The following is a 26,591-nucleotide window of genomic DNA, read 5'->3' as shown; positions in this document are numbered from 1 at the left end:
CCGAAGCGGGGCAGGGCTGGGGGACAGTACGTGGGGTGGCGTGAGGAGATCACGGCGGCACTCGGCGAATGGATCGCCTTGGAGGGAGGCGCAGGGAGAACAGCGCGCTGGCAGCGGATCGGGCGGGCGGCCCGGACCGGTGAACCCGGCCAGTACGCGGTGGACTTGCGCGGCACTGACATCGGGCCGGACCAGTTGGACAGCCTGCGGCTGGCCGGGCCCCACGACAGGGCGATCGAGAAGGACGGCTTCAGCGTCTCCGAGACGGTGCAGAACGGGTCCCTGCTCACCTTGCGTGTGGCCGAGTTCGCCGACATCACCGACGCTCACCTGTGGATGCTGAAGCAGCCGCCCACCTTCCTCATCGAGGCCCTGCGCGACGGCATCGCCCAACTGGGCGAACACCCGCTGGCCGCAGCCCTGGCAGCCCGCAGTATCGGCGGGGCTCCGGGAGCGGAGCTGGACCCTCCTGGATTCCACCCGGCCCAGGCAGACGCCTACCGGGCGTGCCTGGGTGAAGGGGTTCATCTGGTGTGGGGGCCGCCGGGGACCGGTAAGACCACGGTCCTCAAACGCGCCATCGGTGACCTGATCGCGCGGGGCGAGCGGGTGCTGCTGGTCTCTGCGACCAATATCGCTGTGGATAACGCCCTGCTCGGGGTGGTGCGGGAAAAACGCCACAGTCCGGGTGAGATCGTCCGTGTGGGCCCGCCGCATCTTAAAGAGGTGGCGGAAGACCCTTCGGTGTCGCTGCCGCTCATGGTCCGAACCCGATTAGCGCAGACGGCTCAGCGCCGTAGCGCCGTGGAAGCTGAGCTGGTCGACATCCGCGACCGCGCCGGTCAACTTGCCGCCATGGACGCTGCACTCGCCGGGTTCGACTCGGCCGGATACTTCGCTGCACTGCAACTGCTGCGCACGCCCGAGCAGGACCTGGCCTCCGCGCTGGCCCGCAGCGACGCGGCCGACGACCGCTACGCGCAGGCCGCTCGCGACATGGCCGAAACTGCGGAGGCGGCGAAGGTGGCGTCGGACCGGGCTGCCGCAGCAGAGCCCTCGCGCGAGGTATGGCGCGAGGTGAACCGGCTCTGCGACGAGTCGGCCAGGGTCCGGCAGGCTGCAGAACACCGAGCAGCTGATGCGTTGCTGGCCGCTGAGGAGTGCCGACCCCTGCGCAATCAGGTGAAGCAGTGGGAGGCGAAGGGGTCGGTGGCCCGCTGGCGTGCGCGCGAGAAGCTGGTCGCACTCCAGGAGCAACTGGCTGACGCCGAAGAGCAGGCGGAGGCAGCGCGCCAGCAGTGCGCACCATACCGCCGCCGCCCGGATCTCTGCACTCGATGCCAAAATCACGGCGCTGTCCGACTCCGTCCCGCTCAGCCGGGAACAGATCCGGCACCTCGACACAGAAGCCAACGCCACACGGGCGGCAGCAGAGCGGGCACACAGACTGTGTACCTCGGCCGAGCGGGAAAAGAACCAGGCCACCGCGGCGGCTGTCGCAGCGCAACAGGCCCAGACGCTGACCGAACGGGCCGCGAAGAAGAACTGGCCGACCCTGCACGACCGGGCCGAACGCCTCCGTCCACTTGTGGCCGCCGACAGCGCCCGTAAGCCGCAGCTGGAGCAGCAGTACCAGAACGCCCAGGAGGAATACGAGCGGCTGGCACGCAACGCCCAGGGCGAGATCATCAAGAGCGCCAAGCTGGTCGCCACCACACTGGCCCGGTTCCGTTCCAACCGGGCAGTCTTCGAAGGCCCTTACGACGTGGTCCTGGTCGATGAGGCCGGCGCAGCCGCTCTGCCCGAGGTGCTCCTGGCCACCGGCAAAGCCAGCAGAGCTGCCGTCCTGCTCGGCGATTTCATGCAGCTCGGCCCCGTCATCCCGAGCGGGCTCAAGGAGCAGGAACGCGACGACATCAAAAAATGGCTGCTCCCCGACGTCTTTCAGCACTGCGGCATCTTCGAACCCGCGGATGCCCAGGCACACCCGGCCTGCGTCACCTTGACCGAACAGCATCGCTTCGGCCCAGCCGTGATGAAACTGGCCAACGGTCTTGCCTACGGGGGAATGCTGCGCGGCGGCTCCCAGACACTTTCAGAGCGGCCCGACAGCGATCCCGAGATCGTGCTGATCGACACCGACGGCCTGCACGAGCTGGCCCGAGCCCACTTGACCGGCAGCCGCAAAGGCTGGTGGCCCGCCGGCTCTCTCCTCGCGCGGGCTCTGGTGGAACTGCACCGCGAACAGGGCGAAGAAGCAGGAATCGTCACCCCATACGGGGTCCAGGCCGAAGCCACCTTGGAAGCACTACGAGATGTCGAAGGCTCCGGTAGCCGTCCGCTGGCCGAAGTCGGAACGGCACACAGGTTCCAGGGCCGGGAGTTCGACGTCGTCATCTTCGACACCGTGGAAGGCAACGCGGACAGCCGCGAACTGTGGATGGCTCTCGCCCACCGCCAGCCCGGCGCAGACGAGTGGAGACGCAACGGCGTGCGCCTGTTCAACGTCGCCGTCACCCGCGTCAGAACCCGCCTCTACGTCATCGCCAGCGGACAACGCGTCAGCGGGGCCCGGACGGGAACAGCCCTCGCTGAACTCGACGCCCTAGTCGGCACCCACGGTGTCCGGGTACTGCCTGCCAAACACCTCATCACCCCGCCACACACGCCACCGGCCCATCGCGGAGAGTTCGGCATCGCCCTCGCCGAAGTCCTCAGTCGGCACGTCGAAGTGACCGACATCGACGACGAACGCGACTTCTACCTCACCTTCACCACCGAGATCCGACAGGCAAAACAATCCCTGTGGCTCTGGGCACCATGGGTGGCCAACCGGATCCGCTCCCTGCTCCCTGAACTCAAAGCAGCGGCCGACCGCGGCGTACGCATCACCGTGTTCATCCGAGACGACACCGACCAACTCCAGAGAAGAGAGGCCAGTCAGGCACTCATCGCAGACCTACGCACCGTCGCCCAGACCGTTGTCCCCATCCATGTCATGCACCAGAAAATCGCAGTGATCGACGAACACACCGTCATGCTCGGCAGCCTCAACGCACTCTCACAAAGCAACACACGCGAAGTCATGCTAACGATGCGCGGCGGCTACTTCGCCCGAAAGCTACTCGCCCATGAACACGCGGAGACTTTCGCCCGGCCCCCGAAGTGCGGGCGGTGCAAGGGAGCAGAGATCGAAATTCGACGCTGGAAGAACGCCTGGGTCTGGCGGTGCTACGCCACTGCATGCAAGACCAGTTCGCCGGGCCGCTCCACAGCCTGGACCCGCGACATCCGGCTATAGCCGGATGCCAGCATCGTCGGACCGATCACATTTTCCCCCACGGTAGCGGATCGGTTCCCCCAGTCCTCCGAGAGCTGTAACGAGCGCGACGCCACGTCCACTCTCACGCTCCAAGTCCGGCTCTCTTCGCACCGGGGGCACCCAGGAGAAGTCCACGACGCCGACGCGCACGCACGCCGTTTCGGGCTGCACGCCGCCCTCGACGCCACTGACGGCCCTCCGGCGCCCTCGCGGGCGTACTGGGTGAACCGCAAGGAGCTGGAGGTCATGGACACCCGCGTTTCCACCGAGTCGCACCGTCCGCTCCGCGCGGTGCCGCTGCTCCAGAACGTGCTGGGACGCTACGGCGCCACCCACGCCCAGAGGTCGCCCCGTTCCGGTCGTGGCTCACGGTGCCCTGGCCGACGCGAACGAGCCCGAGCAGGCCGCCGAAGAGGCCAGGAACGTCATCGACGCATCCGGGGAACTCTCCTCGGAGCGCACGTAGGACGTGCCCGAGGTACGCGAAGTACTCACCGACTACAGGCGATTGTTGCTTGTCTGATCGTGGCAGTCCTACTGCCTACCGATCCGCGTAGAGCCCTCGGAGATGGCGGCTCAGGCGGTCCTGAAGGGCGTCGAGCTCCGTCCGGGCTGCTGCCGCGCTTCGGTGTGGCTCCAGCCACTCCAACACGCTGGCGGCCAGTTCGCGTCTTCGAGTCGCGCAATGTGGGCACGGAGCTGCAATGCGGATTCCGTTGCCGCTGCCCGGAATTGCTCACTCATCCTGACCCCGGGCGGCAGCTCGTTCGCCGCCATGCTGCCTTCAAGCGCGTGCTGTATCTCCATGATTGATTCCCGCTGCAAACCAGGTGGCTGCGCTTCATGGCCGGCGAGGGAGAGCACTGGAAAGTGCCATCTCCTACTGCTCTCCCATTCAATCTTGACGAGTGGTGGAAACAGCAGGTCAGAGCCGCTCAGAACCTCGACATGAACTCGTTCATGAAGTTCATCTCGACCAAGAGCTTCATGCCCTTCGTCTGGTACCGCATCGCCCTGGGCGTCGTCATCATCGCCCTGGTCACGATGGGCGCCCTGAGCCCGCATGCGGCGGAGTCCGCGGGCTGACACACACCGACGCGGGCTGGGCGGTGTGGGGCCTCGTCCGCCACTGCCCCGGGCACGGTGGCTGCCCCGCTCGAACGCGCGGTTTCCGGCGATCCGGACGGCGATGTCAGCTTCCTCGACCACGAGAAGGTGTACGACGGTTTCGCGGACCCGCCGCGCCTGCTCGGGCCCACTGCCGTCGCCGACATCGCGCAGGGGCTCGACGCCATCGACGTGGGCGCGCCCACCTGGTCGAACACCTGGCTGCGATGCGGCGGTTCTACCGGGAGGCCGCCCATCGCGGTTGGTGTGTGGTCGTCTGGGTCGGCTGACCCGGCCCCGGCACCGGGGCGCGCGCCCCGAAAAGCCGTGACCAATCGCATACGTTCTGCGTAGCCGTCCGGTAGCGGACTGTCAGTGCTTGCGCCTAGGCTTGTGCGCATGTCCCCCGATTCCCTGACCCGTGGTTCCGTGCGGTCTGCTGCCGAGGTGAACGAGCAGATCCGGGCGCTCTGGATGCGCGCCGGAGGCACGCTGTCGGCACAGGAACGCGCGGAATACGAGCTGTTGGTGGTCGAGTGGGCGGCCGCGATCCGCAGTGACGTCATCGAGGCCGCCTGAGCCCACGTCCCCCGAGCCGGCCGGTACGACCGTCGAAGTGAGGTCATGCCATGAGAGCGATCGTCGTGGGCGCGGGCATCGGTGGACTGACCGCGACACTGAGCCTGCGCCGGGCAGGACATGAGGTGACGCTCGTCGAGCAGGCGCGCCGGCTCACCGAGATCGGCGCCGGCATCCAGCTCGCCCCCAACGCCACGCGCGTACTACGCCGCCTGGACCTGCTCGACGCCGTCGCGGAGCAGTCCACGCGCCCGGCCCACGTGAGCTTCCGCACCTGGTCCGACGGCCGCGAGATCTGCCGCTATGTCATCGGCCGTGCGGCCGAGGAGGAGTTCGGGGCGCCGTACCTCCAGGTCCACCGGGCCGACCTCCAACAGGCCCTGGCCGCCGCCGTACCGCCCGCGTCGCTGCGCCTGGGCACCGCCGTCGTGGGGATCGACCAGGACGACACCGCGGCCCACGTGACCACGGCGAGCGGTGACCGTCTGGACGCCGACCTCGTCGTGGCCGCCGACGGCATCCGCTCGGCCGCCCGCCAGTGGCTCTTCGGCGCGGACGAGGCGGTGTTCTCGCACACCGTCGCCTACCGGGCCCTGCTCCCCGCCGCCGAGGTCGCCGACCTGGACCTCCCGGAGTACGCGGGCTGGCTCGGCCCGGGCCGTCACGTCGTCCACTACTGGCTGCGCCGTGGCGAACTGCTCAACGTCGTCGCCGTGTTCGTGACGGACCAGGCGGCCCAGGAGTCGTGGACCGCCCGGGCGGAACCCGGCGAGCAGCTGCGCACGTTCTCCGGCTGGGACCCCCGGTTGCTGACCGTCCTCGACCGCGCGGGGCAGGTCCTGCGCTACGGCATCTACACGCGCGCCCCGCTCACCCGCTGGCACGTCGGCCGAGTGACCCTGCTCGGCGACAGCGCGCACGCGATGGTGCCGTTCCAGGCACAGGGCGCGGCCCAGGCCATCATGGACGCGGCCGTGCTCGGCGACTGCCTCACCGGCGCGGCGCCCGACGAGGTGCCCGAAGCGCTCGACCGGTACGTCCGCAGGCGGGTCCCGGCCGCCACGTCCGTGCAGGCCGGTTCCGCCCGCGCCGGCCACGACTACCACCTCCCGGACGGCCCCGAGGCCGAGGCGCGCAACGCCCGCCTGGTCGCCCTCGCGGCGGAGAACAAGTTCGGCCCGCACTCGGCCGCCTGGCCGGAGGACGTCCTGGCCGACGGCTGACCCCCCACCCTCGACCCATCCCCTCCCCCGATCACCCCGTCCCTCGACCACCCCTCCCCCCGATCACCCCCGACCCGCCCTCCGAATGTCATCGCACGCCCCTTGGCGCGGCCCGCCCCATGCCCAACACTGAGCCGATGACGCAGCGTGTGGAGCTCGCGACCGTGATGGACCGGCTGACCGTGGACGCTCTCGTCACCGACTACGCCGTGGCCGTGGACGACGGCGACTGGGAGGCGTACCGAGGACTGTTCACCCCCGACGGGCGGGCCGACTACCGCTCGGCGGGCGGCGTGGAGGGAGACGCGCGCAAGGTCGCCGCATGGCTCGCGGAGAGCCTGCGGCTGTTCTCGATGCGCCAGCATCTGATCGTCAACCGCCGCGTCCGGTTCGGCACCCTGGACCAGGACACCGGCGACACGGCCCGCGTCCAGGCCGACTACATCAACCCGATGCGCCTCGCCGACGACGGCACCGCCTCCACCGCCCCCGACTTCGTCTGCGGCGGCCGCTACGCCTTCGCTCTGCTGCGCACGGACGACGGCTGGCGGCTGCGCGAGGTCGTCGTACAGGAGAAATGGCGGCGACTGCCGGAACCTCGGCCCGCACCTGTGATCAACTGAGCCGACGCCCTCGGGGTGGTCCACCACACGCACACTGGAGTCACCCACGGGGTAGGAGGCGCCGTATGAACACGTTCGGCCACTGGCTCGCCTCCCCGTGGCGGCGCTCGATCGTCGCCACGGTGGCAGGCGCTCTCCCCGTACTCGCGTTCCCGGCACCGTCCCTGTGGTGGTTCGCCTACGTCGCCCTCGTCCCCTGGATCGTGCTGATCCGCTCGGCTCCCACGGCGAGACGGGCGGCGTACGACGGCTGGGCCGGCGGTTTCGGGTTCATGGTGGGGATGCACCACTGGCTGCTGCCGAGCCTGAGTGTGTTCATCTTCGTCATCGGCGCCCTGCTCGGCGCGCTGTGGGCGCCGTGGGGCGCGCTGGTGCGGCACTTCCTGGCCGGGACGCCCTCGCGCGGCCGGACCGCGGCGGCGCTCGCCGTGCTGCCGTCGGGCTGGCTCGGTATCGAACTCGTCCGCTCCTGGCAGGGGCTCGGCGGCCCGTGGGGCGTACTCGGCTCCAGCCAGTGGGAGGTGGAACCGGCGCTGCGGCTGGCCTCGGTGGGCGGGGTGTGGCTGCTCAGCTTCCTGATCGTGGCCGTCAATGTGGCGGTCGCCGTGTTGGCGACGGTCCGTGAGTCCAGGGTCCCCGCGGTGGCGGGTCTGGTCGCCACGGCCGCCGTGACCTCGGCGGCCTGGATGTGGTCACCGCGCCCCGACACCGGGGGGACGACACGGATCGCGGTCGTCCAGCCCGGTGTCATCGACGGCCCCGACCGGCGCTTCGCCCGCCAGGAACAGCTGACCCGCGACCTCGCCGCGCAGGACGTCGACCTGGTCGTGTGGGGTGAGAGCAGTGTCGGCTTCGACCTCGGCGACCGGCCCGACCTGGCGAAGCGGATCGCGGCGCTCTCCGAGGAGACCGGCGCCGACATCCTCGTCAACGTGGACGCCCGCCGCTCCGACAAGCCTGGCATCTACAAGAGTTCGGTGCTCGTGGGCCCCGGCGGACTCACCGGCGACCGCTACGACAAGATGCGGCTCGTCCCCTTCGGCGAGTACATCCCGGCCCGCTCGCTGCTCGGCTGGGCCACCTCGGTCGGCAAGGCGGCGGGCGAGAACCGCAGGCACGGTTCCGAGCAGGTCGTGATGGACGTCGGTCACGGTCTGAAGGTCGGGCCGATGGTGTGCTTCGAGTCGGCGTTCCCCGACATGAGCCGCCATCTCGCCGAGGACGGCGCCCAGTTGCTGATCGCCCAGTCGGCGACCTCGTCCTTCCAGCAGAGCTGGGCTCCCGAGCAGCACGCCTCGCTCGCCGCCCTGCGCGCCGCCGAGACGGGCCGCCCGATGGTGCACTCGACCCTGACCGGCGTCTCCGCCGTCTACGACGCGAGCGGACAGCGCGTCGGCCGGTGGATCGGCACCGACTCCAGCACCTCGCGCGTGTACGACGTACCGCTGGCGACCGGGACGACGCCGTACGTCCGCTTCGGCGACTGGCCGGTGCACGCGGCCCTGCTGATCCTCGCCGCGTGGTGCGCCGCCCAGCTGGGCCGGCGATTCAGGCGGACCGCTCCTGAACCGCGTGTACCACCCGCTCGCACAGCTCATGGGTCGCCAGCGCGTCCCGGGCGCTGAGCACCTTTCCCGCGCGCACGGCGTCGAGGAAGGCGAGCACCGCCTGCTCGATGCCGCGCTGCCGGGCCACCGGCACCCAGTCGCCGCGCCGCCGCACGGTCGGCTGGCCCTTGTGGTCGATCACCTCGGCCAGATTGAGCACCTGCCGCTTGGTGTCCTGTCCGGACACCTCCAGGATCTCCTCGGCCGAGCCGCTGAGCCGGTTCATCACCCCGAGCGCGGTGAAGCCGTCCCCGGCGAGCTGGAGCACGACGTGGTGCAGCAGTCCGTCCTCCACGCGCGCGCGTACCGTCACGTCGTCGACCGGCCCCGGCACCAGGAACCGCAGGGTGTCGACGACGTGGATGAAGTCGTCGAGGATCATCGCGCGCGGCTCCTCCGGGAGCCCGATCCGGTTCTTCTGCATGAGGATCAGCTCGCGCGGATGCTCGGCGCACTGCGCGTATCCGGGGGCGAACCGCCGGTTGAACCCGACGGCCAGACTCGTGTTCCGCTGCTCGGCGAGCGCCACCAGCCGTTCGGAGTCGGCGAGTTCGTAGGCGAGCGGCTTGTCGACGTACGTCGGTACGCCCGCCTCCAGCAGCCGCGCGACGATGTCGGGGTGCACGCTCGTGGGCGCGTGCACGAAGGCGGCGTCGAGGTCCTGGGCGAGCAGCGAGTCGAGGTCCTGGTGCCGTTGCCCGTCGGGAAGGTGGAGACCGTCCGCGACCCGGGTCAGCGTGGCCGGCGTCCGCGTCTGCACGTGCAGTTCGACGCCGGGCCGGCCGCCGAGCACCGGCAGATACGCCTTCTGCGCGATGTCACCGAGTCCGATGCAGCCGACCTTCACGTGGACCCCTCCAGTTTGTCCGGCCCAAGCCTTTCCGGAAGCATACGGCGGCCGCGGCGGGCCCCGGTCGGCGACCGGGAATTCGCTGGTGGTGAGGGGTGAGCTGGGTCAGGATGCGAGTATGACGACTCAGCGCGCCGAACCCGCGACCACCGCCGACGAACGCAGCATGCTGGAGGGCTGGCTGGACTACCACCGGCAGACCCTCGCCTGGAAGTGCGAAGGCCTGACCGACGCCCAGCTCAGGACCGCCTCGGTGGAACCGTCCACGCTCTCCCTGATGGGCCTGGTGCGGCACATGGCGGAGGTGGAGCGCAGCTGGTTCCGCCGGGTCCTGACCGACGAGGACGCGGCGCCGATCTACTACACCGAGGCCGACCCGGACGGCGAGTTCCGTCTCACGGAGGCCGACACCTGGCAGGAGGCGCACGGCACCTGGCAGGCCGAGATCGAGAAGAGCCGGCAGAACGCGGCCCGCTTCGGTCTGGACGACATCACCGTGGGCAAGCACCGCCGGACCGGAGAGCGGTTCAACCTGCGCTGGCTCTACACCCACATGATCGAGGAGTACGCCCGCCACAACGGCCATGCCGACCTGATCCGCGAGCGTATCGACGGCGTCACCGGCGATTGACGTCAGCATCGGGAGGCCGGAGCACACCGTACGGGGGCGGAGATCACTCGTGCGGGGCATCCTCCGCTCGTCCGCTGTCGCCGCGGTCGCCCCAACCAGCAGAGTGGCGCGGGTGCATCGAACCACGACTACCGCAACGCTCCTGGTCACCGTGGCTGTCTCGGCCCTCACCGGCTGTGTGACGGTCCAGCGTCCACCTGTGTCCGGGCCGCCGCCGACGGCGGCACCGTCACGGCTGCCGGAACCGGTGGACGCCCGACCGGACGGTCAGGCGCAGCCGCAGATCGTGCAGGCCCCGGCCCAGGAGGCACTGTCCATGATCGACCCGTCCCGGTCCGCGAAACCGGAGGGAGCCGCGCCGCGCGACAGCGCCACGGGGACCGCGGCGGCTCCCGCGCCGCCGCAGCCCCGACAGCCCGCACAGGCGCGTCCGGGACATTCACGGCATCCCGCGCACCCGGCACATCCTGCGCCTCGGCACCCGGACGTCGGACACTACCGGCCGCCCCGGGTCGAGATCCCGGACGTGGCCAGGTCGGTCCCCAAGTCGGTTCCCAAGGGCCCGAAGGACGTCTGTGCGCTCGGCAGGAAGTACGGCGGCTGGCAGGCGGGCAGCCCCGAGTCGGTCATCTGCGACCAGACGTACGGGCGTTGAGGCATCCCGGTCTCAGGGCCGCTGCCTCGGCGGACCCCACCGTCCGTCAGCGGCGGATCCGCCCTCGCCGAGCCGTAGCTCCAGCCTGTTGATCGCCGCCCGCACACCGTCGCTGTAGCTGTCCTCCCCCAGGGCGTCCGCCGCTCTTCGAGCCCGGCGCAGATGGGTGCGGGCGGCGTCCGTGCGGGCGAGCCGCACATAGTCGGCGGCCAGGTTGAGGTGCAAGGAGGGGTAGAGGGCGCGCACGGCGAGCGCGCCCTCGTGCCGGGCCGGCCGGTCCTCGGTGAGTTCCTCGGCGGCCGTCAACGCCCTGAGGTCCCAGGCGAGTTCGTCGCAAGGATCGTCCTGGGCGTCGGCCATGTAGTGCGCCAGGGTGCAGCGGTGCAACGCGTCGCCGTCCTCGCCGATCTCCGCCCACAGGGCCAGGAAGCGGTGCCGGGCCTCCTCGCGGTCCCCCGCGTGACACAGCATGACGACCTGCCCGATCCGGGTCATCACGGTGTCCGGCGCCGCCTGCTCCTGTCGCTCCGTCAAAGCGTCCTCCGGGCCCTTGTCGGCTGTCGTCCCCTGTCCCTGCCGACGCTAGCCGCCGCCACCGACGATCGAGGTCAGGCGGGACCGGACCGGGGCCGTGCGGCACCGGCCCGGCGGACGGGTCAGCCGAGGTTCGGGATCGTCCAGTCGATGGGCTCGTGGCCCTGCCGGGCGACCGCCTCGTCGATCTGCGTGAACGGGCGGGAGCCGAAGAACTTCTTCGCCGACAGCGGCGAGGGGTGCGCGCCCTTGACCACGACGTGCCGGCTCTCGTCGATCAGGGGGAGCTTCTTCTGCGCGTAGTTGCCCCACAGCACGAAGACGGCCGGGTCGGGCCGCTCGGCCACCGCGCGGATCACCGCGTCGGTGAACTTCTCCCAGCCCTTGCCCTTGTGCGAGTTGGCCTCGCCTGCGCGGACCGTGAGGACCGCGTTGAGCAGCAGAACGCCCTGCTGGGCCCACGGCATGAGGTAGCCGTTGTCCGGGATCTCCAGGCCCAGCTCCTCCTTCATCTCCTTGTAGATGTTCCGGAGGGAGGGCGGGGTCCTGACGCCCGGGCGGACCGAGAAGCACAGGCCGTGGCCCTGGCCCTCGCCGTGGTACGGGTCCTGACCGAGGATCAGGACCTTCACCTGGTCGTACGGTGTCGCGTCGAGGGCGGCGAAGACCTCCTCGCGCGGCGGGTAGACGGGACCCTTCGCCCGCTCGTCCTCGACGAACTCCGTCAGCTCCTTGAAGTACGGCTGCTGCAGTTCGTCGCCCAGAACCCCGCGCCAGGACTCGGGCAGCATGGCGGTGTCGGTCACGTCAACGTCCTCACGATGTGCGGTCACTTGCAGGCTTCAGAACCTACAGGCGACCACTGACAGTCCGTGCCGTGAGGGCCGGGCCCGAGTCCTACCAGCTGGTCTTCCAGTACAGCTCCCACATCGTCATCATGGTCGCCGGGTCGATGACCTTCTCGAGACCGGCGATCTCCTCGTTCGCGGCCACGTACTGCTTGCCCTGCCACAGCGGCACCAGCCGGGTGTCGTCCACGAAGACCTGCTGGGCTTCCTCGATCTGCGGCCCCACCGCCCCGCGGTCGCTCTCCGCGCGCGACTCGGGCAGCAGCTTGCCGGTGATCTCGGGGGCGTCGTAGGGGGTGCCGAGCGCGTTCTGCTGACCCACGAAGGGCGCGATGAAGTTGTCGGCGTCGTGGAAGTCGGGGAACCAGCCGCGCCCGAACACCGGGTACTCGCCCTTCTGGTAGCCCTCGACGTAGGTCTTCCACGGGCGGCTCTTCAAGGTGATCTTGAAGAGCCCGGAGGCCTCCAGCTGCCGCTTCAGCTCCTGGAAGGCGGGCTTGGTCGTCGAGCCGTAGCGGTCGCTGGTGTACCAGAGGGTCAGCGGGACGCGCTCGGTGATCCCCGCGTCCCTGAGGAAACGTTTGGCCTTGGCCACGCTGGGGTCCCCGAAGTCGTCGAAGAAGCCCGTGGTGTGGCCGGTGAGACCGGCCGGCACCATCGAGTACAGCGGCTCGACGGTGTCCTTGTAGACGAAGTGCACGAGCGCCGGGCGGTCGACGACCTGGGCGACGGCCTTGCGGACCGCGGGCTTCGCGGACCACGGGTCGCTGGGGTTGAACACCAGGTAGCTGATCTCGGTGGTGGGGTTCTCCACAAGCTGGAGCCCCTCCTTCTGCTGGTTGGTCTCGATGTCGACGGTGTCGGAGGCCCCGAGACCGCGGTACACGACCGAGATCTCCTTGTCCTTGAGGGCCTTGACCATCTCGTCCGACCGCTGGAAGTAGCGGATGGTGACGGCGTCGTTCTTGAGGTCCGCTATGCCCTTGTAGTTGTCGTTGCGGACGAGCTCGGCCTTCTCGCCCTCCTTGAAGGAGTCGAGGCTGTAGGGCCCCGAGCCGCTGATCTTCCCGTCCTTGCGGATCGCGGTCGCGGAGTACTCCTCGGGGTCCACGATCGACATGGCCGGCGTGGTGAGCACCAGGGGGAAGGTGGCGTCGGGCTGGCTGAGGTGGAAGACGACCTCGCGGTCGCCCTTCACCTGCACCCGGGAGAGCGTTCCCAGCAGGCCGGCGGGGCCGCCGTTGAGGTTGATCTTCTTGATCCGGTCGATGGAGTACTTGACGGCCTTGGCGTCCAGTGTGTGCCCGTTGGAGAACTTCAGACCCTCGCGCAGGGTGCAGCTGTACACGGTGCTCGACGTGTCCGTGAACTCACAGCTCTCGGCCGCGTCGGGTTCGGGGTCGGAGGCACCGGGGGAGTAGTTCAGGAGCGTCTGATAGACGTTGCGGAACAGTTCCCAGGAGTTGTCCCAGGAGGCCGCGGGGTCCAGCGTGGCCGGGGCACTGGTGGTCCCCACGATGATCGCCTTCCCGCCGTCGGAGGAGTCCGAGGAGAACACCCCACATCCGGCCACCGTGGATATGGACACGAGGGCCGCGAGGGGCGGCAGGTATCGGTTCCGCTTGAACACGCGCTTGCTCCTCGAAATGCCGTGCCGAGAGTCGGCAAAACATACCGCAGCGCCACGCACACTCAACCGGTTCGTCCACAGGGAGCTTGATCACCTCAGCGTGATGACCCTGTAAATCCCCTGTGAGGCTTTTGTGTGTCGACACGGGCGCCGTCGGTGTCAACGGGCGCCCGTGCCGAGACGACGAGGGTCAGCTCACTCCCGCGTTGAGGAAGATGCCGCCGTCGACGACCAGCGTCTGGCCGGTGACCCAGTCGGACTGCGCCGAGGTGAGGAAGGCCGCGGCGCCGCCGATGTCGGAGGGCACGCCGAGCCGGGCCAGCGGGTAGGACGCGGCGGCCTCCGCCTCCCGGCCCTCGTACAGGGCCGACGCGAACTTGGTCTTCACGACGGCGGGGGCGATCGCGTTGACCCGCACCCCCGGCGCGAACTCGTGCGCGAGCTGCTGGGTGAGGTTGATCAGCGCGGCCTTGCTGACGCCGTACGCGGCGATGAAGGGCGAGGGCGCGATGCCCGCGACCGAGGCGATGTTGACGATCGCGCCGCCGTTGTCCTTCTGCCAGGCGTACCAGGTCTTCTGGGCGAAGCCGAGCGCGGAGATCACGTTGGTCTCGAAGACCTTGCGCGCCACATTCAGGTCGAGGTCGGCGATCGGCCCGAACACCGGGTTGGTTCCGGCGTTGTTGACCAGGTAGTCGACGCGCCCGAAGGCCTCCATGGCGCGCTCGACGGCGGCGGACTGGTGCGCCTCGTCGTGCGCCTTGCCCGCCACGTAGACGGCACGCTCGGCGCCGAGCTGCTCGACGGCCTCCTTGAGGGAGTCCTCGGTGCGGCCGGTGATGACCACCCGGTCACCGCGTGCGACGAGCGCCTCGGCGATGCCGTAGCCGATGCCGCGGCTGGCGCCCGTGATGAGCGCGACCTTGCCCGAAAGCTCGGGGAGTTGCGAAGTCATGGTCCCGTTTCCCTAGTCGAGCGGTCCGCCGGCGACGTACAGGACCTGGCCGGAGACGAATCCGGCCGCCTCGCCCGTGAAGAAGGCGATGGCGTTGGCGATGTCGTCGGGCTCGCCCACGCGCGCGACCGGGATCTGGGTGGCGGCCGCGGCCTTGAACTCCTCGAAGCCCATGCCGACACGCGCGGCGGTCGCGGCGGTCATGTCGGTGGCGATGAAGCCGGGGGCGACGGCGTTGGCGGTGATGCCGAACTTGCCGAGCTCGATGGCGAGCGTCTTGGTGAAGCCCTGGAGACCGGCCTTGGCGGCGGAGTAGTTGGCCTGGCCGCGGTTGCCGAGGGCGGAGGACGAGGACAGGTTGACGATCCGGCCGAAGCCCGCGTCCACCATGTGCTTCTGGATGGCCTTGGTGACCAGGAACGAGCCCCTGAGGTGCACGTTCAGGACGGTGTCCCAGTCGGAGACGCTCATCTTGAACAGCAGGTTGTCGCGCAGCACGCCCGCGTTGTTCACGAGGATCGTCGGCGCGCCGAGCTCCTCGGCCACGCGCGCGATGGCGGCCTGCACCTGGGCCTCGTCGGAGACGTCCGCGCCGACCGCGATCGCCCGGCCGCCGGCCGCGGTGATCTTCTCCACGGTGTCCTTGCAGGCGGCCTCGTCGAGATCGATCACGGCGACCGCGCGCCCCTCGGCCGCCAGTCGTACGGCGGTGGCGGCGCCGATGCCGCGTGCGGCACCCGTGACCACGGCTACCCGCTGCTCTGTGGTGGACATTGCTGGTTCTCCTCGCCCTTGAGAAATCGACCTGGGGAAATCGACCTGAGAATGTACGGCCCATTCGGTGAGCGACCGCTTAGTACCTTCAGCAGACGTGACGCTAGAAGCCATGGCACGCGGTGTCAACGTCCCACGAGCCGGGTGTGATCCATTACCTGACCAGCAGATCGAGCAGACGCTCCGGTTCGGCGGCCGGATCGGCGGTGAGCCCGGTGTGCACGGGGCCCGGCTGGACCACGGTGGAGCGGGGCGCGATCAGCCACCGGAAGCGCCGTCCGGCGTCGTCGCGGGCGGCCTGCCCGGCCCCCTCACCGCCGGCGCAGACCCCCTCGACGGCGTGCAGCGCGGCTCGGACACCGGCCACGTCCGCGTCCGGGTCGAGCGCCCGCAGCCGGGCCTCGTCGAGATGAGTGCGCACGCCGACGTAGGCCTTCGCGCGGCAGTACACGAGCACTCCCGCGTTCATGCACTCGCCGCGTTCGACGCGGGGCACGACCCGCAGCAGGGCGTATTCGAAGACCTCGCGGTCGTCGGTGCGGCCGCCCCTGATGATGTGGCGCTCGGTCACTTGATCCCCTCGATCCGCTCATGGACGACGGCCGCGCGCGCAAGCAGCGGCCGTGCGTAGGTCCGCCGGAGGTCGTCCGGCGACTCGAAGCCGGGTTCGCCGGCCAGCCAGGCGTCCGGGATCTCGGCGGTGACCTCGGCGAGGAGGTCCTCGGTGACGCGGGGGGCCAGTTCGGCGGTGGCCGCGGCGACATCCGGGGCGAAGGGCTTCAGGACGTGGTCCGAGGCGTCGTAGGGACGGGCGGCGGACTTCTCGGCGCCGGGCCAGTTGTGCTGCCAGATCATGGTCGCGCCGTGGTCGATGAGCCACACCTCGCCCCGCCACCACAGCAGGTTGGGGTTGCGCCAGGAGCGGTCGACGTTGTTGACCAGCGCGTCGAACCAGACGATCCGGCCGGCCTCCTCCGGGCCGACCGGGAAGGCCAGCGGGTCGAAGCCGAGCGCTCCGGAGAGGAAGTCCATGCCGAGGTTGGTGCCGCCGCTGGACTTCAGCAGCTCCTGCACCCGCTCGTCGGGCTCACCGAGCCCCAGGTCAGGGTCGAGGTCGAGCGTCACGAGCCGCGGCACCCGGAAGCCCAGCCTGCGGGCGAGCTCCCCGGCCACCACCTCGGCGACCAGCGTCTTACGTCCCTGACCTGCACCGGTGAACTTGATGACGTACGTCCCTCGGTCGTCGGCCTCGACGAGCCCCGGCAGCGAGCCGCCCTCGCGCAGAGGCGTGATGTAGCGGGTCGCGATGGCTTCCTTGAGCATCGCCCCAGGTTACTGGGGGGTGTCTGAACAACGGGCACTCCGGGGCCGTACCTCAGGACAGTTCAAGGATTCCGTGGAAGGGGACGTCAGAATGGCCAGCGAATCGATTCATCCCGCATCGGCCCCCAGTCGCCGGGTCGTCGTGGCGGCGGTCGGCGCGGCAGGACTCGCCCTCACCCTGAACGCGTGCGGGTCGGAGGACGACTCCTCATCCTCCTCGTCGTCGTCGGATTCTGCCGCCGGCGGCAGTGTCCTCGCGAAGACCTCGGACATCCCCGAGGGCGGCGGCAAGATCTTCAAGGACTCGGGCGTGGTGGTCACCCAGCCCACGGCGGGCGAGTTCAAGGCGTTCTCGTCGAAGTGCACCCACCAGGGGTGTGCGGTGACGGGCATCACCAACGGGGTCATCACCTGTCCGTGCCACAAGAGCGAGTTCTCGGTGAGCGACGGCAGCGTGAAGAAGGGGCCGGCGACCCAGCCGCTGCCCGAGGAGAAGATCACCGTCAGCGGCGACTCGATCTCACTCGCATGAGGGGTCAGACCCGCCCGGGGCGGCGGGGTCGTCCCAGACAGGTCAGCACCTCGTCCGTGGTGGCGAGGGTGGCCACGAGGGCGAGCGTGTGACGGATCATCGCCGGGGTGTAGTCGGAGGGCACCCCGGCGATGGCGTCCGTCACCACCACGGCGGTGTAACCGCGGTTCACGGCGTCGAACACCGCGTTCGGGACGGCCACGTTGGCGGAGACTCCGGTCACCACCAGGGTGCGGCAGCCGAGGTTGCGCAGGAGCGCGTCGACCTCGGTGCCCTGGATCGGCGACAGGCCGTGCAGCCGTCGTACGACGAAGTCCTCCTCGCTCACCTCGATCGGGGCCGCCACCCGCACCGCGGTGGTCCCGGCCAGCTGCTGGACGGGCATGCGTTCGGCGGCTCGGAAGAGGCGGGCGTTATGGTTGGCGCCGCGCCCGTCCGGACGGCGTTCGGCGATCGCGTGGATCACCTGGACCCCGTTCCCGTGCGCGGCGTCGACCAGTCGGGCGACGTTGGCGAGCACACCCGAGGTCCGCGCCTCACGGGCGAGTTCGGGCAGCGCGCTCTCCGGTCCGACGACGCCCTGCTGGCATTCGACGGTGAGCAGGACGGTGCTCTCGGGAGCGAGGAGTTCGCTGAGTTGTTCGTACGACGGCACGGTTCCCCCTGGTCGCCGACGGCCCGGAGCCGGTGACAGTAGCCACCATTGCGTCGGGACGGAAGACGACCCATCCTTTTCTGACGTGATGTCAGAGGATCTCTCCTCTGACACGACGTGAGAGAAAGAGGGGGGACGCATGACCGTCACTCAGCGCCGCGGCCGGAAGATCATGATGACGCCGGGCGAGCTGGACGAGTTCCTGACCAGCCAGCGCACCTGCCGGGTCGCCACGGTCTCCGCCGATGGCGCTCCGCATGTGAGCACGCTCTGGTTCGCCTGGGACGGCACCTCGTTGTGGCTGTACTCCGTCGTGCGCAGCAAGCGCTGGACCGATCTGCGCCGCGATCCACGGGTCGCGATCGTGGTCGACACGGGTGAGGAGTACGACGAGCTGCAGGGCGTGGAGTTGTCCGGGACGGTGGACTTCGTGGGCGAGGCTCCGCGCACCGGAGAGCTGCGCGCGGAACTCGACGTCCCGGAAACGCTGTTCGCCCGCAAGAACTTCCGCCTGGAGGAGATGCCGCACGACGGCCGGCACGCCTGGATACGGCTGACCCCCGAGAAGATCGTCTCCTGGGACTTCCGCAAGCTGGGCCCGGCGTAGGGCTGTCCGGCGGACGAGACCGACTGCGGGAGGAGAGAAACGGCGCTCAAACGGCCTTCACCGCCGCCGACTTCAGTGCCTCGACCGCCGCCCGGATCGACGGGCGGCGGTCGGCGTCCGCGCGCCACACCGCGTAGATGTGCCGGCTGACCGACTGCCGCACGGGCACGGTCCGAACGCCCTCCGGGATCGGCCCGCGCCCGAGCCGGGGCGCCACGCACACGCCGAGTCCGGCGCCGACCAGGGCGAGTTGGGTCGGATGCTCCTCCGCGCGGTGCGCGACACGGGGTTCGATGCCCTTGGAGCGGAGGGTGTGCATCAACCACTCGTGGCAGAACTCGCTCTCCCCCCAGGTGACCCAGTCGTCGTCGGCGAAGTCCTCCAGGTCGACCTCGCTCCGGTGCGCGTGGCGGTGGGTCGCGGGCATCGCCACGTCGGCCGTGTCGTCGACGATCGAGGCCTTCACCAGCCCGTCGGGCATGGGCAGCGGCTTGTTGTACCAGTCCAGGACGACCGCGAGGTCGTAGTCACCGCGGATCACGGCGAGGACCGCCGATTCCGGCTCCATCTCGCTCGAGCTGATCCGCAGGCCCGGATGCGCCGAGCGCAGGCCCGCGAGCGCGCCGGGGAACAGTCCGCGTGCGGCGGTCGGGAACGCGGCAAGCCTCAACTCCCCCACCACCTGGCCACGTTGGGCCTCCAGGTCGGACTGGGCGAGTTCCACCTGGGACAGGATGCGTGCCGCGTGGTCGGCGAGGAGCCGGCCGGCGTCGGTGAGCCGCACCCCCCGGCCGTTCTTGGCGAGGAGCTGCTGGCCGACCTCGCGCTCCAGCTTCGACATCTGCTGCGAGACGGCCGAGGTCGTGATGTGCAGGCCCTCGGCGGCGCCGCTGACCGAGCCGTGCCGGGCGAGGGCGTCGAGGGTGCGCAGGCGCTCCAGGTTCAACATGTAAGCAATACTACGAGATATCTCGCTCAAAAACTCGCTTGCGCTACGAGATCATGTGCCGGATCGTGGCCGGCATGACCACCGCGACCGTCACCGGAGCCCCGCCGCGGGCCATCCGCCGCCCCGCCCTCGACTGGCGTCTGCGCTTCGGCGTCCTCTCACTGATCTGGGGGTTCAGCTTTCTTCTCATCAAGGTGGGCACCGAGGGGTACGCGCCCTTCCAGGTCACGCTCGGGCGACTGGTGTTCGGGACGCTGGTGCTCGCGGCGGCGATGACGGTGCGGCGGGAGCGGCTCCCTCGCGGGGTGCGGACATGGGCTCATCTGGCGGTCGCGGGGTTCCTGCTCAACGCGCTGCCGTTCTCGCTCTTCGCCTACGCGGAGTTGACGATCCCGTCCACGCTGGCGGGGATCTGCAACGCGACCTCGCCGCTGTGGGGGATGGTTCTGTCCGTGGTCGCGCTGTCCGAGGACCGGCCCACGCGCGTGCGGGTCGCCGGGCTCGGGCTCGGGTTCCTGGGGGTGCTGACGGTCCTCGGGGCCTGGCAGGGGTTCAGCGGGCTGGACGGCAGGGGGACGGCGATGGCTCTGCTGGCCTCGCTCAGCTATCCGATCGGGTGGATCTACGTTCGTCGGACTCTGGCCGGCGCGGGGTACTCCCACATATCCCTGATGGGGGCGCAGTTGCTGTTGGCCACGGTTCAACTGGCGGTCGTCACTTCGCTGTTCTCCGGGATACCCACCCATGTCGATGTGCTGCCGCTGCTGGCGATCGCGGCGCTGGGTGCGCTGGGGACGGGGCTGGCGCTGCTGCTCCAGTACGGCCTGGTCGCCGAAGTGGGGCCGACCACCGCGCAGATGGTCACGTACTTCATTCCGGTCATCGCCACGGGAGCGGGGGTCGCGGTGCTCGGCGAGTCATTGAGCTGGTCGACGCCCGTGGGCGCGGTGATCGTGCTCGCGGGGGCAGCGCTCACTCAGATGCGGTTCCCCGCACCCGCCCCTGCAGGCAGCTCACCTTCCCCTTAAACATGGCTCCGGGTCGGCGACGGACCCAAGGCCCTCGCGATCGCGTCCGCCAGGTGGGGCACCTCCGTCGTCACCAACGCCGACACCGTCACGCGGATCCCCTGCGGTGCGCTCATTCTGAAGCGGGCGCCGGGGGCCACGGCCCACCCCGCGTGCAGCAGGCGGGACACCGCGCCCGTCTCGTCCGGGACCGGGATCCATACGTTGAGGCCGCTGCGGCCGTACGCCTCGACTCCGCGTTCCGCGAGTGCGCCGATCAGCCGGTCGCGGCGCTCGCGGTACGCCGCCGCCACCTCCGCCGTGTCCAGTACGCCCTCGGCCCACAGCTGCACCACTGCCCGCTGGGTGATGCGGCTGACCCAGCCGGGGCCCAGCCGATGGCGGCCGTGGACGCGGTCGACGGTGACCTCGTCGCCGGTGAGGACGGCCAGGCGCAGATCGGGGCCGTAGGCCTTGGCCACCGAGCGGACGAAGGCCCAGTGGCGGGTGACTCCGGCCAGCGGGTGCAGGGGCAGGTCGACGATGCCGTGGCCGTGGTCGTCCTCGATGAGGAGGATGTCCGGGTGGTCCTCGAGGACGGCGCGCAGGGCACGCGCACGCGTGGCGGTCACCGAGGCACCGGTCGGGTTCTGGGCCCGGTCGGTGATGATCAGGGCGCGGGCGCCCGACTCCAGGGCCTTGCGTACGTCGTCGGCGCGCGGGCCCTCGTCGTCCACGCCCACCGGGGCGACGCGCAGGCCGAGTGCCGGGACCAGGTCGAGGAGGCTGCCCCAGCCGGGGTCCTCCACCGCGACCGTGTCGCCCGGCTTGAGGTGGGCGGCCAGGACGCGCTCGATCACGTCCAGGGAGCCGGAGGCGACGGCGAGAGGACCCTCCGGAACGCCGTCCGCATCCAGCGCCTCCCGCGCCAGGCGCGCGAGCTCAGGGTCCACGGTCGCCTCTCCGTACAGGACCGGCTCCCGGTCGCCCTGTTCCGCGGCGGCGGCGAAGGCCGGCGCCAGCGGGGGCAGCAGCGCCGGGTCCGGGTTGCCGTTCGCCACGTCCCGCACCCCCGCCGGGACCTCCACCCTGATGTAGTCGCGTCCCGTGGTGGCCGGCTTCGACCGGACCCGGCTGCCCCTTCGCCCGGCGGTCTCGATGACCCCGCGCTCACGCAGGGTGCGGTAGGCGGCCGCGACCGTATTGGGATTCACCCCGAGCTGCAGCGCCAACTCCCGCATGGGAGGCAGCAGTTGCCCCGGCGTCAGCTCTCCGGCACCCACCGCGCTCTCGACGCTCGCGGCGATCTCCGATGCGCGTCGACCTTCGATCCGATATTCTCCTAGCACAAAGCGAATTATGCACTAGTGCAATGGAGAACGCAATGCAGGGGACCACCGCGACCACGCCGGAGCCGACCGCCTACGCGCCGACCGACCGCACCGTCCCGACGCGCTCCCCCGGCCGCGCCTCGTACGACAGGGAACTGGTGCACTCGATACTCGACGAGGGCTACGTCTGCCACCTCGGCTTCGTCCGGGACGGCGCCCCGGTGGTCCTGCCCACGCTGTACGGCCGGGTGGGCGAGCGGCTCTACGTCCACGGCTCGACGGGTTCGCGCCCGCTGCGGATGACCGGCCAGGCCGACCCGGGACTGCCGGTCTGCCTGACGGTCACGCACGTCGACGCGCTGATCCTGGCCCGCTCGGCCTTCCACCACTCGATGAACTACCGGTCCGTGGTGGTGCACGGACTCGCGTACGACGTCACGGACCCCGAGGAGAAGCGCCTCGCCCTCGACGCGCTGGTCGACCATGTGGTGCCGGGCCGCGCTCTCGACTCCCGCCCCGCCAACAAGAAGGAACTTGCCGCCACCGCCGTCATCCGCCTCGACCTCGACGAGGTCTCCGCCAAGCTCCGCACCGGCGGGGTCAACGACGAGCCGGAGGACCTCGCACTCCCCCACTGGGCCGGTGTGGTCCCGCTGAGCAAGGGCTACGGCACCCCGGTCGCCGACGACGGCCTGGCCCCCGGCACCGAGGTCCCGGACTACCTGGCGGTGCTGTGATGCTGATCCATCCCTGGGACGCGGCCCGCGACGACGCCGAGTGGCAGCAGTGGCTGTCCGTGCACGACTTCGGGCAGCTCGCCGTCAACGGCCCTGCGGGCGAGCCCCCGTTCGTCCAGCCGCTGCATTTCGCCTACGACCCCTCGCGGGGCGAGGTCCTGACACACCTCGCGCGGCCCAACCCGCTGTGGGGCGCACTGGAGACGAGCCCGGACGTCGTGCTGAGCGTGGTCGACGACTACGCGTACGTCCCGGGCCCGTGGCAGGCCGACCCGGACGTTCCGTCCGAACACGGCACGCCCACGAGCCTCTACGCGGCGGTCCAACTGCGTTGCCGGGCCCATGTGGTGGACGACCCGGACGAGAAGGCCGTACTCCTGAACCATCAGGTCGGTCACTTCCAGCCGGAGGGCGGCACCGCGCCGGTGGCGGCGGGCGAGGTGCCGTTCGGGAGGCAGCTGTCGGGGATTCGCGGGCTGCGGCTCGAAGTGACCGGTGTGCGGGCGAAGTTCAAGTACGCCGGCAAGCGGACGGCTCAGGTGCAGGACCGGATCGCGGACGGGCTGGCGGACCGGGACGGCCCCGGGGACGCGGCAGCGCGCGAGCATCTGCTCCGGCGGCAGCGGGTCTGAGCCGGGGGCCCTTCCGGACAGAAGGACCCCCTCGGTTCGTCATGCGGGCACACGCGCCTCCGTCACCGCGAGCCCCGCGACCGCGCCCAGCATCAGCAAGGTGCCGAGCACGGTGGTCCAAGTGAGGCGCTCGCCGAACAGCAGGACGGCCAGCACCGCCGCGCTCACCGGTTCGAGCAGCATGATCACGGAGACGGTGGTGGAGCGGACGACCGCGGCGGCCGCGAAGTAGAGGGCGTAGGCGAGTGCCGTGGGGACGGTCGCCAGGTAGACCAACAGGAGGAGGAGCAGGCCTGGTCGGGCCGTGTGCGGCACCAGGCCCTCGGCCTGCGCGAGGGGCAGCAGGCAGAGGCCGGCGATCGCGAACACCCCCACGGACGTTCCGGAGGACTCCGCCCGGGCCGCGCGCGTGATCAGGGTCATCACACAGCAGCCGGCCGCCGAGAGCAGCCCGAGCAGTACGCCCAGGGGACGTACGGAAGCCTCCGCGCCGCCCAGCACCAGCACCACGAGTCCGGCGAGGGCTCCGCCGACGGCCACGACTCCGCTGCGCCCGAGCCGCTCCCCCAGGGCGAATCGTGCCCCGATCGCGATGAGTACGGGGCCGGCGCCGAGGGTGATGACGGTGGCCACGGCGAGCCCGGTGGACCGTACGGCGGCGAAGTAGGCGGTCTGGAACACCGCGAGACCCACGCCCGACGCGCCGACCCGCAGGGTCTTGCGGCCGAGCGGTTCCGAGACGGCCGTACGCGCGCGTGGCCGTACGGGACGGACGGCGAGCAGCACCGCAAGTCCGGCCGTGCAGCGCCAGAAGGACAGGGACACCGGGCCCAGGTCACTGGTCCGGTAGGCCAGCGAGGCGACCGCTCCCGCGGTGCCCCAGGTGGTGCCGGCGACGATCAGATAGATGAGGCCTCGCCCGACGGGCAGGCCTGAAGAAGCATGCGACACGTGTTCTCTCCGCAGATGCGCCGAGGCGCGGAAGTTCGGAAGAGGACACCCGCTCGGTGGCGGGGTCCGCGGACTTCGTCTGCGGGCAGCACCGTTCAGCCCGGCGGCATGGCCGGGCGTGGTCTCCGGAGGGCCCGCCTCAGGCGGCCGGCGGAGAAACGATGAACGTGCGCGTGTGCATGAGCCGGGAGCCTAGGCGGCGTTCTCCCGGGTGGACAACCGACTTTCGGCGCCACCGGTCGCGACCGGTTCCACGGAGCCCTTGGCCGGGGTCGAGGACTGCGCGATGAAGGCGCCGAGCAGGACCACCGCGCCGCCCACGATCTGCGGCGCCGAGAGGTGTTCACCGAGCAGCACCCAGGCGAGGACGGTCGCGACGACCGCTTCGAGACAGGCCACGACCCCGGCTATCGCCGGTGAGAGCCTGCGCACCGACACCACGCCGGTGACGTAGGCGAGGACGGTGGCGATCAGCACGATCCAGCCGAGCAGCAGGCCGGCCGCGACCGGGGTGCCGTTCATGTCGGCGCGCTGCGCGAGGACGGAGAAGTCCATCGTCCAGGGGCGGGCCACGACGGTCAGGACGGCGGTTCCGACGAGAAGGCCGTACGCGATCACGCCGAGCGGATCGGGGACTTCGCCGGAGTCGCTGCCCTGGTCGGACAGGACGAAGTAGCCGACCTGGCAGCAGGCGGCGCCCAGCGCGAGGAGCAGTCCGAGGGCGTCGAAACTCAGACCCGACCAGACCTCGACGACACACGCGAGCCCGCCGACGGCGAGGACCACGCCGAGCGCGGCGGCACGGGTGACGGGCCGTCGCTGCACGAACCGCACCCAGCCGAGCACCAGGGCGGGGGCGAGGTACTCGACGAGCAGGGCGACACCGACGGGGATGCGGGAGATCGAGGCGAAGTAGAAAGCCTGCACGCCGGCCACGCCGAGCAGCCCGAAGCCGGCGAGCAGGGCGGGACGGCTGCGCAGCAGCGCGCGGTGGCGGACGGCGAGCGGCAGCATCACCAGGGCGGCACCCGCCACCCTCAGCCACACCACGTGCAGCGGATCGAGGCCCGCCTCGATCAACGGCTTGGCCGCCACCCCGGACCCGCCGAAGGCGAGCGCGGACACCAGCGCGAGACCGAGTCCGACGCCCTTGCCCTCACTGGCCCTGCTGCTCTCAGACGTATGCACCGACCCATGATGACAGGGCAGGACATGAGCGTCACCCTCGATGACTCCTGTCTCAGCGGCTGGACCGTGGCGGGCCGCCCCACAGGCCGCCGGGCAGACGGTCGTCGATCCGCGCGGACACGGCACGGGCGTCGATTCCCGCCCGGGTCAGCACCTCGACGGCCCGGGACTCGGGGTCCACCAGGATCGCCGCGAGCAGATCGATCCCGCGGGCGGGTCCGTCGGCGCGGCGCTCGGCCCGGGCGCGGGCGTATTCCATCGCGCCCGCGGCGAGCGGCGAGAGGCCCTCGGTCGTCGTGACCGCGGGGACGGCGCCGGAGTCCTCGATGCTGCCCTGCCAGCGCAGTCCGTAGCCGATGCTGCGCTGCACGAGATAACCGAGGAGCCTCGGCAACTGGGGTTCCGCGTCGAAGACGGCGTACGCCTCGGCGTCGGCGTCCAGCAGTGAGTGCAGCAGATGGGCCGTGTCGATCTGCCGGTCCCCGTCCCGCAGCGCGCGCCTGCGGGCACCGGACACCACCGCTGTCAGTTCCGCGCTGAGCCTGACAGCGCCGTCCGGACTGACGGGCGGCGGGCCGGTCTGTTCGCGGGCCGACTGCCGGGGGATACGGGGGTGCACATCCCCCACCTCATCAGCCCCACCGAATGGGGTCATCCCCGAGGGGAAGCATCTTCGCGTCCCACGGAGAGCGGACGCCGGGGCCGGAATCTCCTCCTTACGGATGAGATCAAGCCTTTCCGCCCCGGTGGGCGTGCGCCGCCCACGACGCGGCGGGGATACGGCAGGTGGGCTGAACGCACCTCAACGCTTTCTGACGGTTCATCAGTATTGAATGTTGCGCCCCCTGCGGCTACTTTCCGCGACACCACAGCCCGACACGAAGAGGTGGCCGCATGGCGGAAATCAGCGCGGAGGCACGCATCCCGGCACCCGCGGAGAAGGTCTGGGCCCAGCTCACCGACTGGTCCGCGTACGGGGAGTGGAACGCGACCCACACCAGTTTCCCCAAGGGCGGCCCGACGGTTCTGGAACCGGGCGGAACCTTCCAGGAGAACATGAAGCTGATGGGCTTCCCCGCCGAGGTCGAGTGGACGATCGACCAGGTGGAGCCCGCCCGGCTGTTCGCCATCCGGGGCAAGGGTCCGATGGCGGTGAGCGTCGCCACGCGCTACACCCTGACCCCCGACGGCGACGCCACCACGGTCCGCATCGACGGCGAGTTCACGGGCGCCGCCGTCTCGCTGATGGCGGGCAAGCTGAAGGACTCGGGGACCGCCGCACTGAACGAGTCGCTGCGGAAGCTGGCCGGGCTGGTGGAGCGAGCACCGCACAAGTGAGCG

At 70.4% G+C, this 26,591-nt stretch carries 29 protein-coding genes and 1 pseudogene; 16 read left to right on the top strand and 14 right to left on the bottom strand.

Going from position 1 to position 26,591, the window contains the following annotated elements; genetic code table 11:
* The first annotated feature begins 30 nt into the window (after positions 1 to 30).
* The 8 genes and pseudogenes from AQJ46_RS57890 to lnt all read left to right on the top strand — a co-directional run bounded on the left by AQJ46_RS57890 (position 31) and on the right by lnt (position 8,479).
* On the top strand, positions 31 to 1,611 hold the full coding sequence (locus tag AQJ46_RS57890) for an AAA domain-containing protein (RefSeq protein WP_349239208.1): 1,581 nt from the start codon (positions 31 to 33) through the stop codon (positions 1,609 to 1,611).
* Entirely contained in the window at positions 1,589 to 3,301 is a 1,713-nt protein-coding gene (locus AQJ46_RS57880) for an AAA domain-containing protein (RefSeq protein WP_404828528.1), read from the top strand. Before AQJ46_RS57890 ends, AQJ46_RS57880 begins: the two co-directional genes overlap by 23 nt.
* A gap of 978 nt (positions 3,302 to 4,279) precedes the next feature.
* A pseudogene (locus AQJ46_RS53320) lies at positions 4,280 to 4,408 on the top strand (undecaprenyl-diphosphatase); the annotation flags it as partial.
* A gap of 57 nt (positions 4,409 to 4,465) precedes the next feature.
* Positions 4,466 to 4,783, top strand: a complete 318-nt coding sequence (locus AQJ46_RS54850) for a hypothetical protein (RefSeq protein WP_208617095.1) — start codon at positions 4,466 to 4,468, stop codon at positions 4,781 to 4,783.
* A 45-nt stretch (positions 4,784 to 4,828) separates the two neighbouring features.
* The gene (locus AQJ46_RS45065; protein ID WP_057610544.1) at positions 4,829 to 5,008 is read left to right on the top strand and encodes a hypothetical protein; all 180 of its coding nucleotides are present in this window, start codon (positions 4,829 to 4,831) and stop codon (positions 5,006 to 5,008) included.
* A 50-nt stretch (positions 5,009 to 5,058) separates the two neighbouring features.
* The gene (locus tag AQJ46_RS45060; RefSeq protein ID WP_059211165.1) at positions 5,059 to 6,231 is read left to right on the top strand and encodes an FAD-dependent monooxygenase; all 1,173 of its coding nucleotides are present in this window, start codon (positions 5,059 to 5,061) and stop codon (positions 6,229 to 6,231) included.
* 137 nt (positions 6,232 to 6,368) lie between these two features.
* Positions 6,369 to 6,854 carry a nuclear transport factor 2 family protein gene (locus AQJ46_RS45055; RefSeq protein ID WP_059211164.1) on the top strand — a complete coding sequence of 162 codons (486 nt, stop codon included), beginning with the start codon at positions 6,369 to 6,371 and terminating at the stop codon, positions 6,852 to 6,854.
* Between the two features lie 65 nt (positions 6,855 to 6,919).
* Complete coding sequence (lnt, locus tag AQJ46_RS45050) at positions 6,920 to 8,479, top strand: apolipoprotein N-acyltransferase (protein WP_059211163.1); 1,560 nt, start codon at positions 6,920 to 6,922, stop codon at positions 8,477 to 8,479.
* On the opposite strand, the gene AQJ46_RS45045 is transcribed toward lnt, so the two are convergent.
* A complete protein-coding gene (locus AQJ46_RS45045; protein ID WP_059211162.1) occupies positions 8,403 to 9,308 on the bottom strand; it encodes a Gfo/Idh/MocA family protein in 906 nt (301 codons plus the stop codon). The two genes, lnt and AQJ46_RS45045, sit on opposite strands and share 77 nt — an antisense overlap.
* Positions 9,309 to 9,429: 121 nt before the next feature.
* Between AQJ46_RS45045 and AQJ46_RS45040 the strand changes: the two genes are divergently transcribed.
* Together AQJ46_RS45040 and AQJ46_RS45035 are read left to right on the top strand one after the other, a co-directional pair.
* On the top strand, positions 9,430 to 9,942 hold the full coding sequence (locus AQJ46_RS45040; RefSeq protein ID WP_057610539.1) for a DinB family protein: 513 nt from the start codon (positions 9,430 to 9,432) through the stop codon (positions 9,940 to 9,942).
* A 199-nt stretch (positions 9,943 to 10,141) separates the two neighbouring features.
* The gene (locus tag AQJ46_RS45035) at positions 10,142 to 10,597 is read left to right on the top strand and encodes a hypothetical protein (protein ID WP_225887590.1); all 456 of its coding nucleotides are present in this window, start codon (positions 10,142 to 10,144) and stop codon (positions 10,595 to 10,597) included.
* A 12-nt stretch (positions 10,598 to 10,609) separates the two neighbouring features.
* Here AQJ46_RS45035 and AQJ46_RS45030 read toward each other — a convergent pair whose 3' ends face one another.
* The 7 genes from AQJ46_RS45030 to AQJ46_RS45000 all read right to left on the bottom strand — a co-directional run bounded on the left by AQJ46_RS45030 (position 10,610) and on the right by AQJ46_RS45000 (position 16,661).
* Positions 10,610 to 11,131, bottom strand: coding sequence for a hypothetical protein (locus tag AQJ46_RS45030; protein ID WP_059211160.1), 522 nt, complete (start codon positions 11,129 to 11,131; stop codon positions 10,610 to 10,612).
* A 122-nt stretch (positions 11,132 to 11,253) separates the two neighbouring features.
* Positions 11,254 to 11,937, bottom strand: a complete 684-nt coding sequence (ung, locus tag AQJ46_RS45025; protein WP_059211159.1) for a uracil-DNA glycosylase — start codon at positions 11,935 to 11,937, stop codon at positions 11,254 to 11,256.
* Positions 11,938 to 12,028: 91 nt separating this feature from the next.
* Positions 12,029 to 13,609 carry an ABC transporter substrate-binding protein gene (locus tag AQJ46_RS45020; RefSeq protein ID WP_059211158.1) on the bottom strand — a complete coding sequence of 527 codons (1,581 nt, stop codon included), beginning with the start codon at positions 13,607 to 13,609 and terminating at the stop codon, positions 12,029 to 12,031.
* A 190-nt stretch (positions 13,610 to 13,799) separates the two neighbouring features.
* Positions 13,800 to 14,564 carry an SDR family oxidoreductase gene (locus AQJ46_RS45015; RefSeq protein WP_059211157.1) on the bottom strand — a complete coding sequence of 255 codons (765 nt, stop codon included), beginning with the start codon at positions 14,562 to 14,564 and terminating at the stop codon, positions 13,800 to 13,802.
* Between the two features lie 12 nt (positions 14,565 to 14,576).
* Entirely contained in the window at positions 14,577 to 15,338 is a 762-nt protein-coding gene (fabG, locus tag AQJ46_RS45010; protein ID WP_057610534.1) for a 3-oxoacyl-ACP reductase FabG, read from the bottom strand.
* Positions 15,339 to 15,492: 154 nt separating this feature from the next.
* Complete coding sequence (locus tag AQJ46_RS45005; protein ID WP_059211156.1) at positions 15,493 to 15,909, bottom strand: DUF3037 domain-containing protein; 417 nt, start codon at positions 15,907 to 15,909, stop codon at positions 15,493 to 15,495.
* Positions 15,906 to 16,661, bottom strand: coding sequence for a HipA family kinase (locus AQJ46_RS45000; protein WP_059211155.1), 756 nt, complete (start codon positions 16,659 to 16,661; stop codon positions 15,906 to 15,908). The genes AQJ46_RS45005 and AQJ46_RS45000 overlap by 4 nt, the downstream gene beginning before the upstream one ends.
* Before the next feature lie 91 nt (positions 16,662 to 16,752).
* Here AQJ46_RS45000 and AQJ46_RS44995 point away from each other — a divergent pair, with 91 nt between their 5' ends.
* Positions 16,753 to 17,193 (top strand): Rieske (2Fe-2S) protein, encoded by a 441-nt coding sequence (locus AQJ46_RS44995; protein ID WP_059211154.1) that lies wholly within the window; start codon positions 16,753 to 16,755, stop codon positions 17,191 to 17,193.
* 4 nt (positions 17,194 to 17,197) lie between these two features.
* On the opposite strand, the gene AQJ46_RS44990 is transcribed toward AQJ46_RS44995, so the two are convergent.
* Entirely contained in the window at positions 17,198 to 17,848 is a 651-nt protein-coding gene (locus tag AQJ46_RS44990) for a cysteine hydrolase family protein (RefSeq protein ID WP_059211153.1), read from the bottom strand.
* A 139-nt stretch (positions 17,849 to 17,987) separates the two neighbouring features.
* Here AQJ46_RS44990 and AQJ46_RS44985 point away from each other — a divergent pair, with 139 nt between their 5' ends.
* On the top strand, positions 17,988 to 18,455 hold the full coding sequence (locus tag AQJ46_RS44985; protein ID WP_057610529.1) for a pyridoxamine 5'-phosphate oxidase family protein: 468 nt from the start codon (positions 17,988 to 17,990) through the stop codon (positions 18,453 to 18,455).
* A 46-nt stretch (positions 18,456 to 18,501) separates the two neighbouring features.
* Here AQJ46_RS44985 and AQJ46_RS44980 read toward each other — a convergent pair whose 3' ends face one another.
* Positions 18,502 to 19,404, bottom strand: a complete 903-nt coding sequence (locus tag AQJ46_RS44980; protein WP_059211152.1) for a LysR family transcriptional regulator — start codon at positions 19,402 to 19,404, stop codon at positions 18,502 to 18,504.
* Positions 19,405 to 19,478: 74 nt separating this feature from the next.
* On the opposite strand from AQJ46_RS44980, the gene AQJ46_RS44975 reads away from it, so the two are divergent.
* Entirely contained in the window at positions 19,479 to 20,432 is a 954-nt protein-coding gene (locus tag AQJ46_RS44975; protein WP_225887589.1) for a DMT family transporter, read from the top strand.
* Here the strand turns inward: AQJ46_RS44975 and AQJ46_RS44970 are convergent.
* A complete protein-coding gene (locus AQJ46_RS44970; RefSeq protein WP_059211150.1) occupies positions 20,429 to 21,760 on the bottom strand; it encodes an aminotransferase class I/II-fold pyridoxal phosphate-dependent enzyme in 1,332 nt (443 codons plus the stop codon). The genes AQJ46_RS44975 and AQJ46_RS44970 overlap by 4 nt on opposite strands.
* A gap of 35 nt (positions 21,761 to 21,795) precedes the next feature.
* Here AQJ46_RS44970 and AQJ46_RS44965 point away from each other — a divergent pair, with 35 nt between their 5' ends.
* On the top strand, positions 21,796 to 22,479 hold the full coding sequence (locus AQJ46_RS44965; RefSeq protein WP_059211149.1) for a pyridoxamine 5'-phosphate oxidase family protein: 684 nt from the start codon (positions 21,796 to 21,798) through the stop codon (positions 22,477 to 22,479).
* Complete coding sequence (locus AQJ46_RS44960; protein ID WP_059211148.1) at positions 22,479 to 23,111, top strand: FMN-binding negative transcriptional regulator; 633 nt, start codon at positions 22,479 to 22,481, stop codon at positions 23,109 to 23,111. Before AQJ46_RS44965 ends, AQJ46_RS44960 begins: the two co-directional genes overlap by 1 nt.
* A gap of 39 nt (positions 23,112 to 23,150) precedes the next feature.
* On the opposite strand, the gene AQJ46_RS44955 is transcribed toward AQJ46_RS44960, so the two are convergent.
* The 3 genes from AQJ46_RS44955 to AQJ46_RS44945 form a co-directional block, all read right to left on the bottom strand.
* Complete coding sequence (locus tag AQJ46_RS44955) at positions 23,151 to 24,062, bottom strand: DMT family transporter (protein WP_059211147.1); 912 nt, start codon at positions 24,060 to 24,062, stop codon at positions 23,151 to 23,153.
* A gap of 192 nt (positions 24,063 to 24,254) precedes the next feature.
* Entirely contained in the window at positions 24,255 to 25,250 is a 996-nt protein-coding gene (locus AQJ46_RS44950; RefSeq protein ID WP_059211146.1) for an EamA family transporter, read from the bottom strand.
* 52 nt (positions 25,251 to 25,302) lie between these two features.
* A complete protein-coding gene (locus AQJ46_RS44945; RefSeq protein WP_059211145.1) occupies positions 25,303 to 25,869 on the bottom strand; it encodes a Clp protease N-terminal domain-containing protein in 567 nt (188 codons plus the stop codon).
* A gap of 275 nt (positions 25,870 to 26,144) precedes the next feature.
* Here AQJ46_RS44945 and AQJ46_RS44940 point away from each other — a divergent pair, with 275 nt between their 5' ends.
* On the top strand, positions 26,145 to 26,588 hold the full coding sequence (locus AQJ46_RS44940) for a type II toxin-antitoxin system Rv0910 family toxin (RefSeq protein WP_059211144.1): 444 nt from the start codon (positions 26,145 to 26,147) through the stop codon (positions 26,586 to 26,588).
* Positions 26,589 to 26,591 lie beyond the last annotated feature (3 nt).

It is taken from the genome of Streptomyces canus, assembly GCF_001514145.1.
GTDB classification, from domain to species: Bacteria; Actinomycetota; Actinomycetes; order Streptomycetales; family Streptomycetaceae; genus Streptomyces; species Streptomyces canus.
The sequence above is the reverse complement of the archived record's forward strand: the minus strand, read 5'-3'. Positions and strand labels throughout refer to the sequence as shown.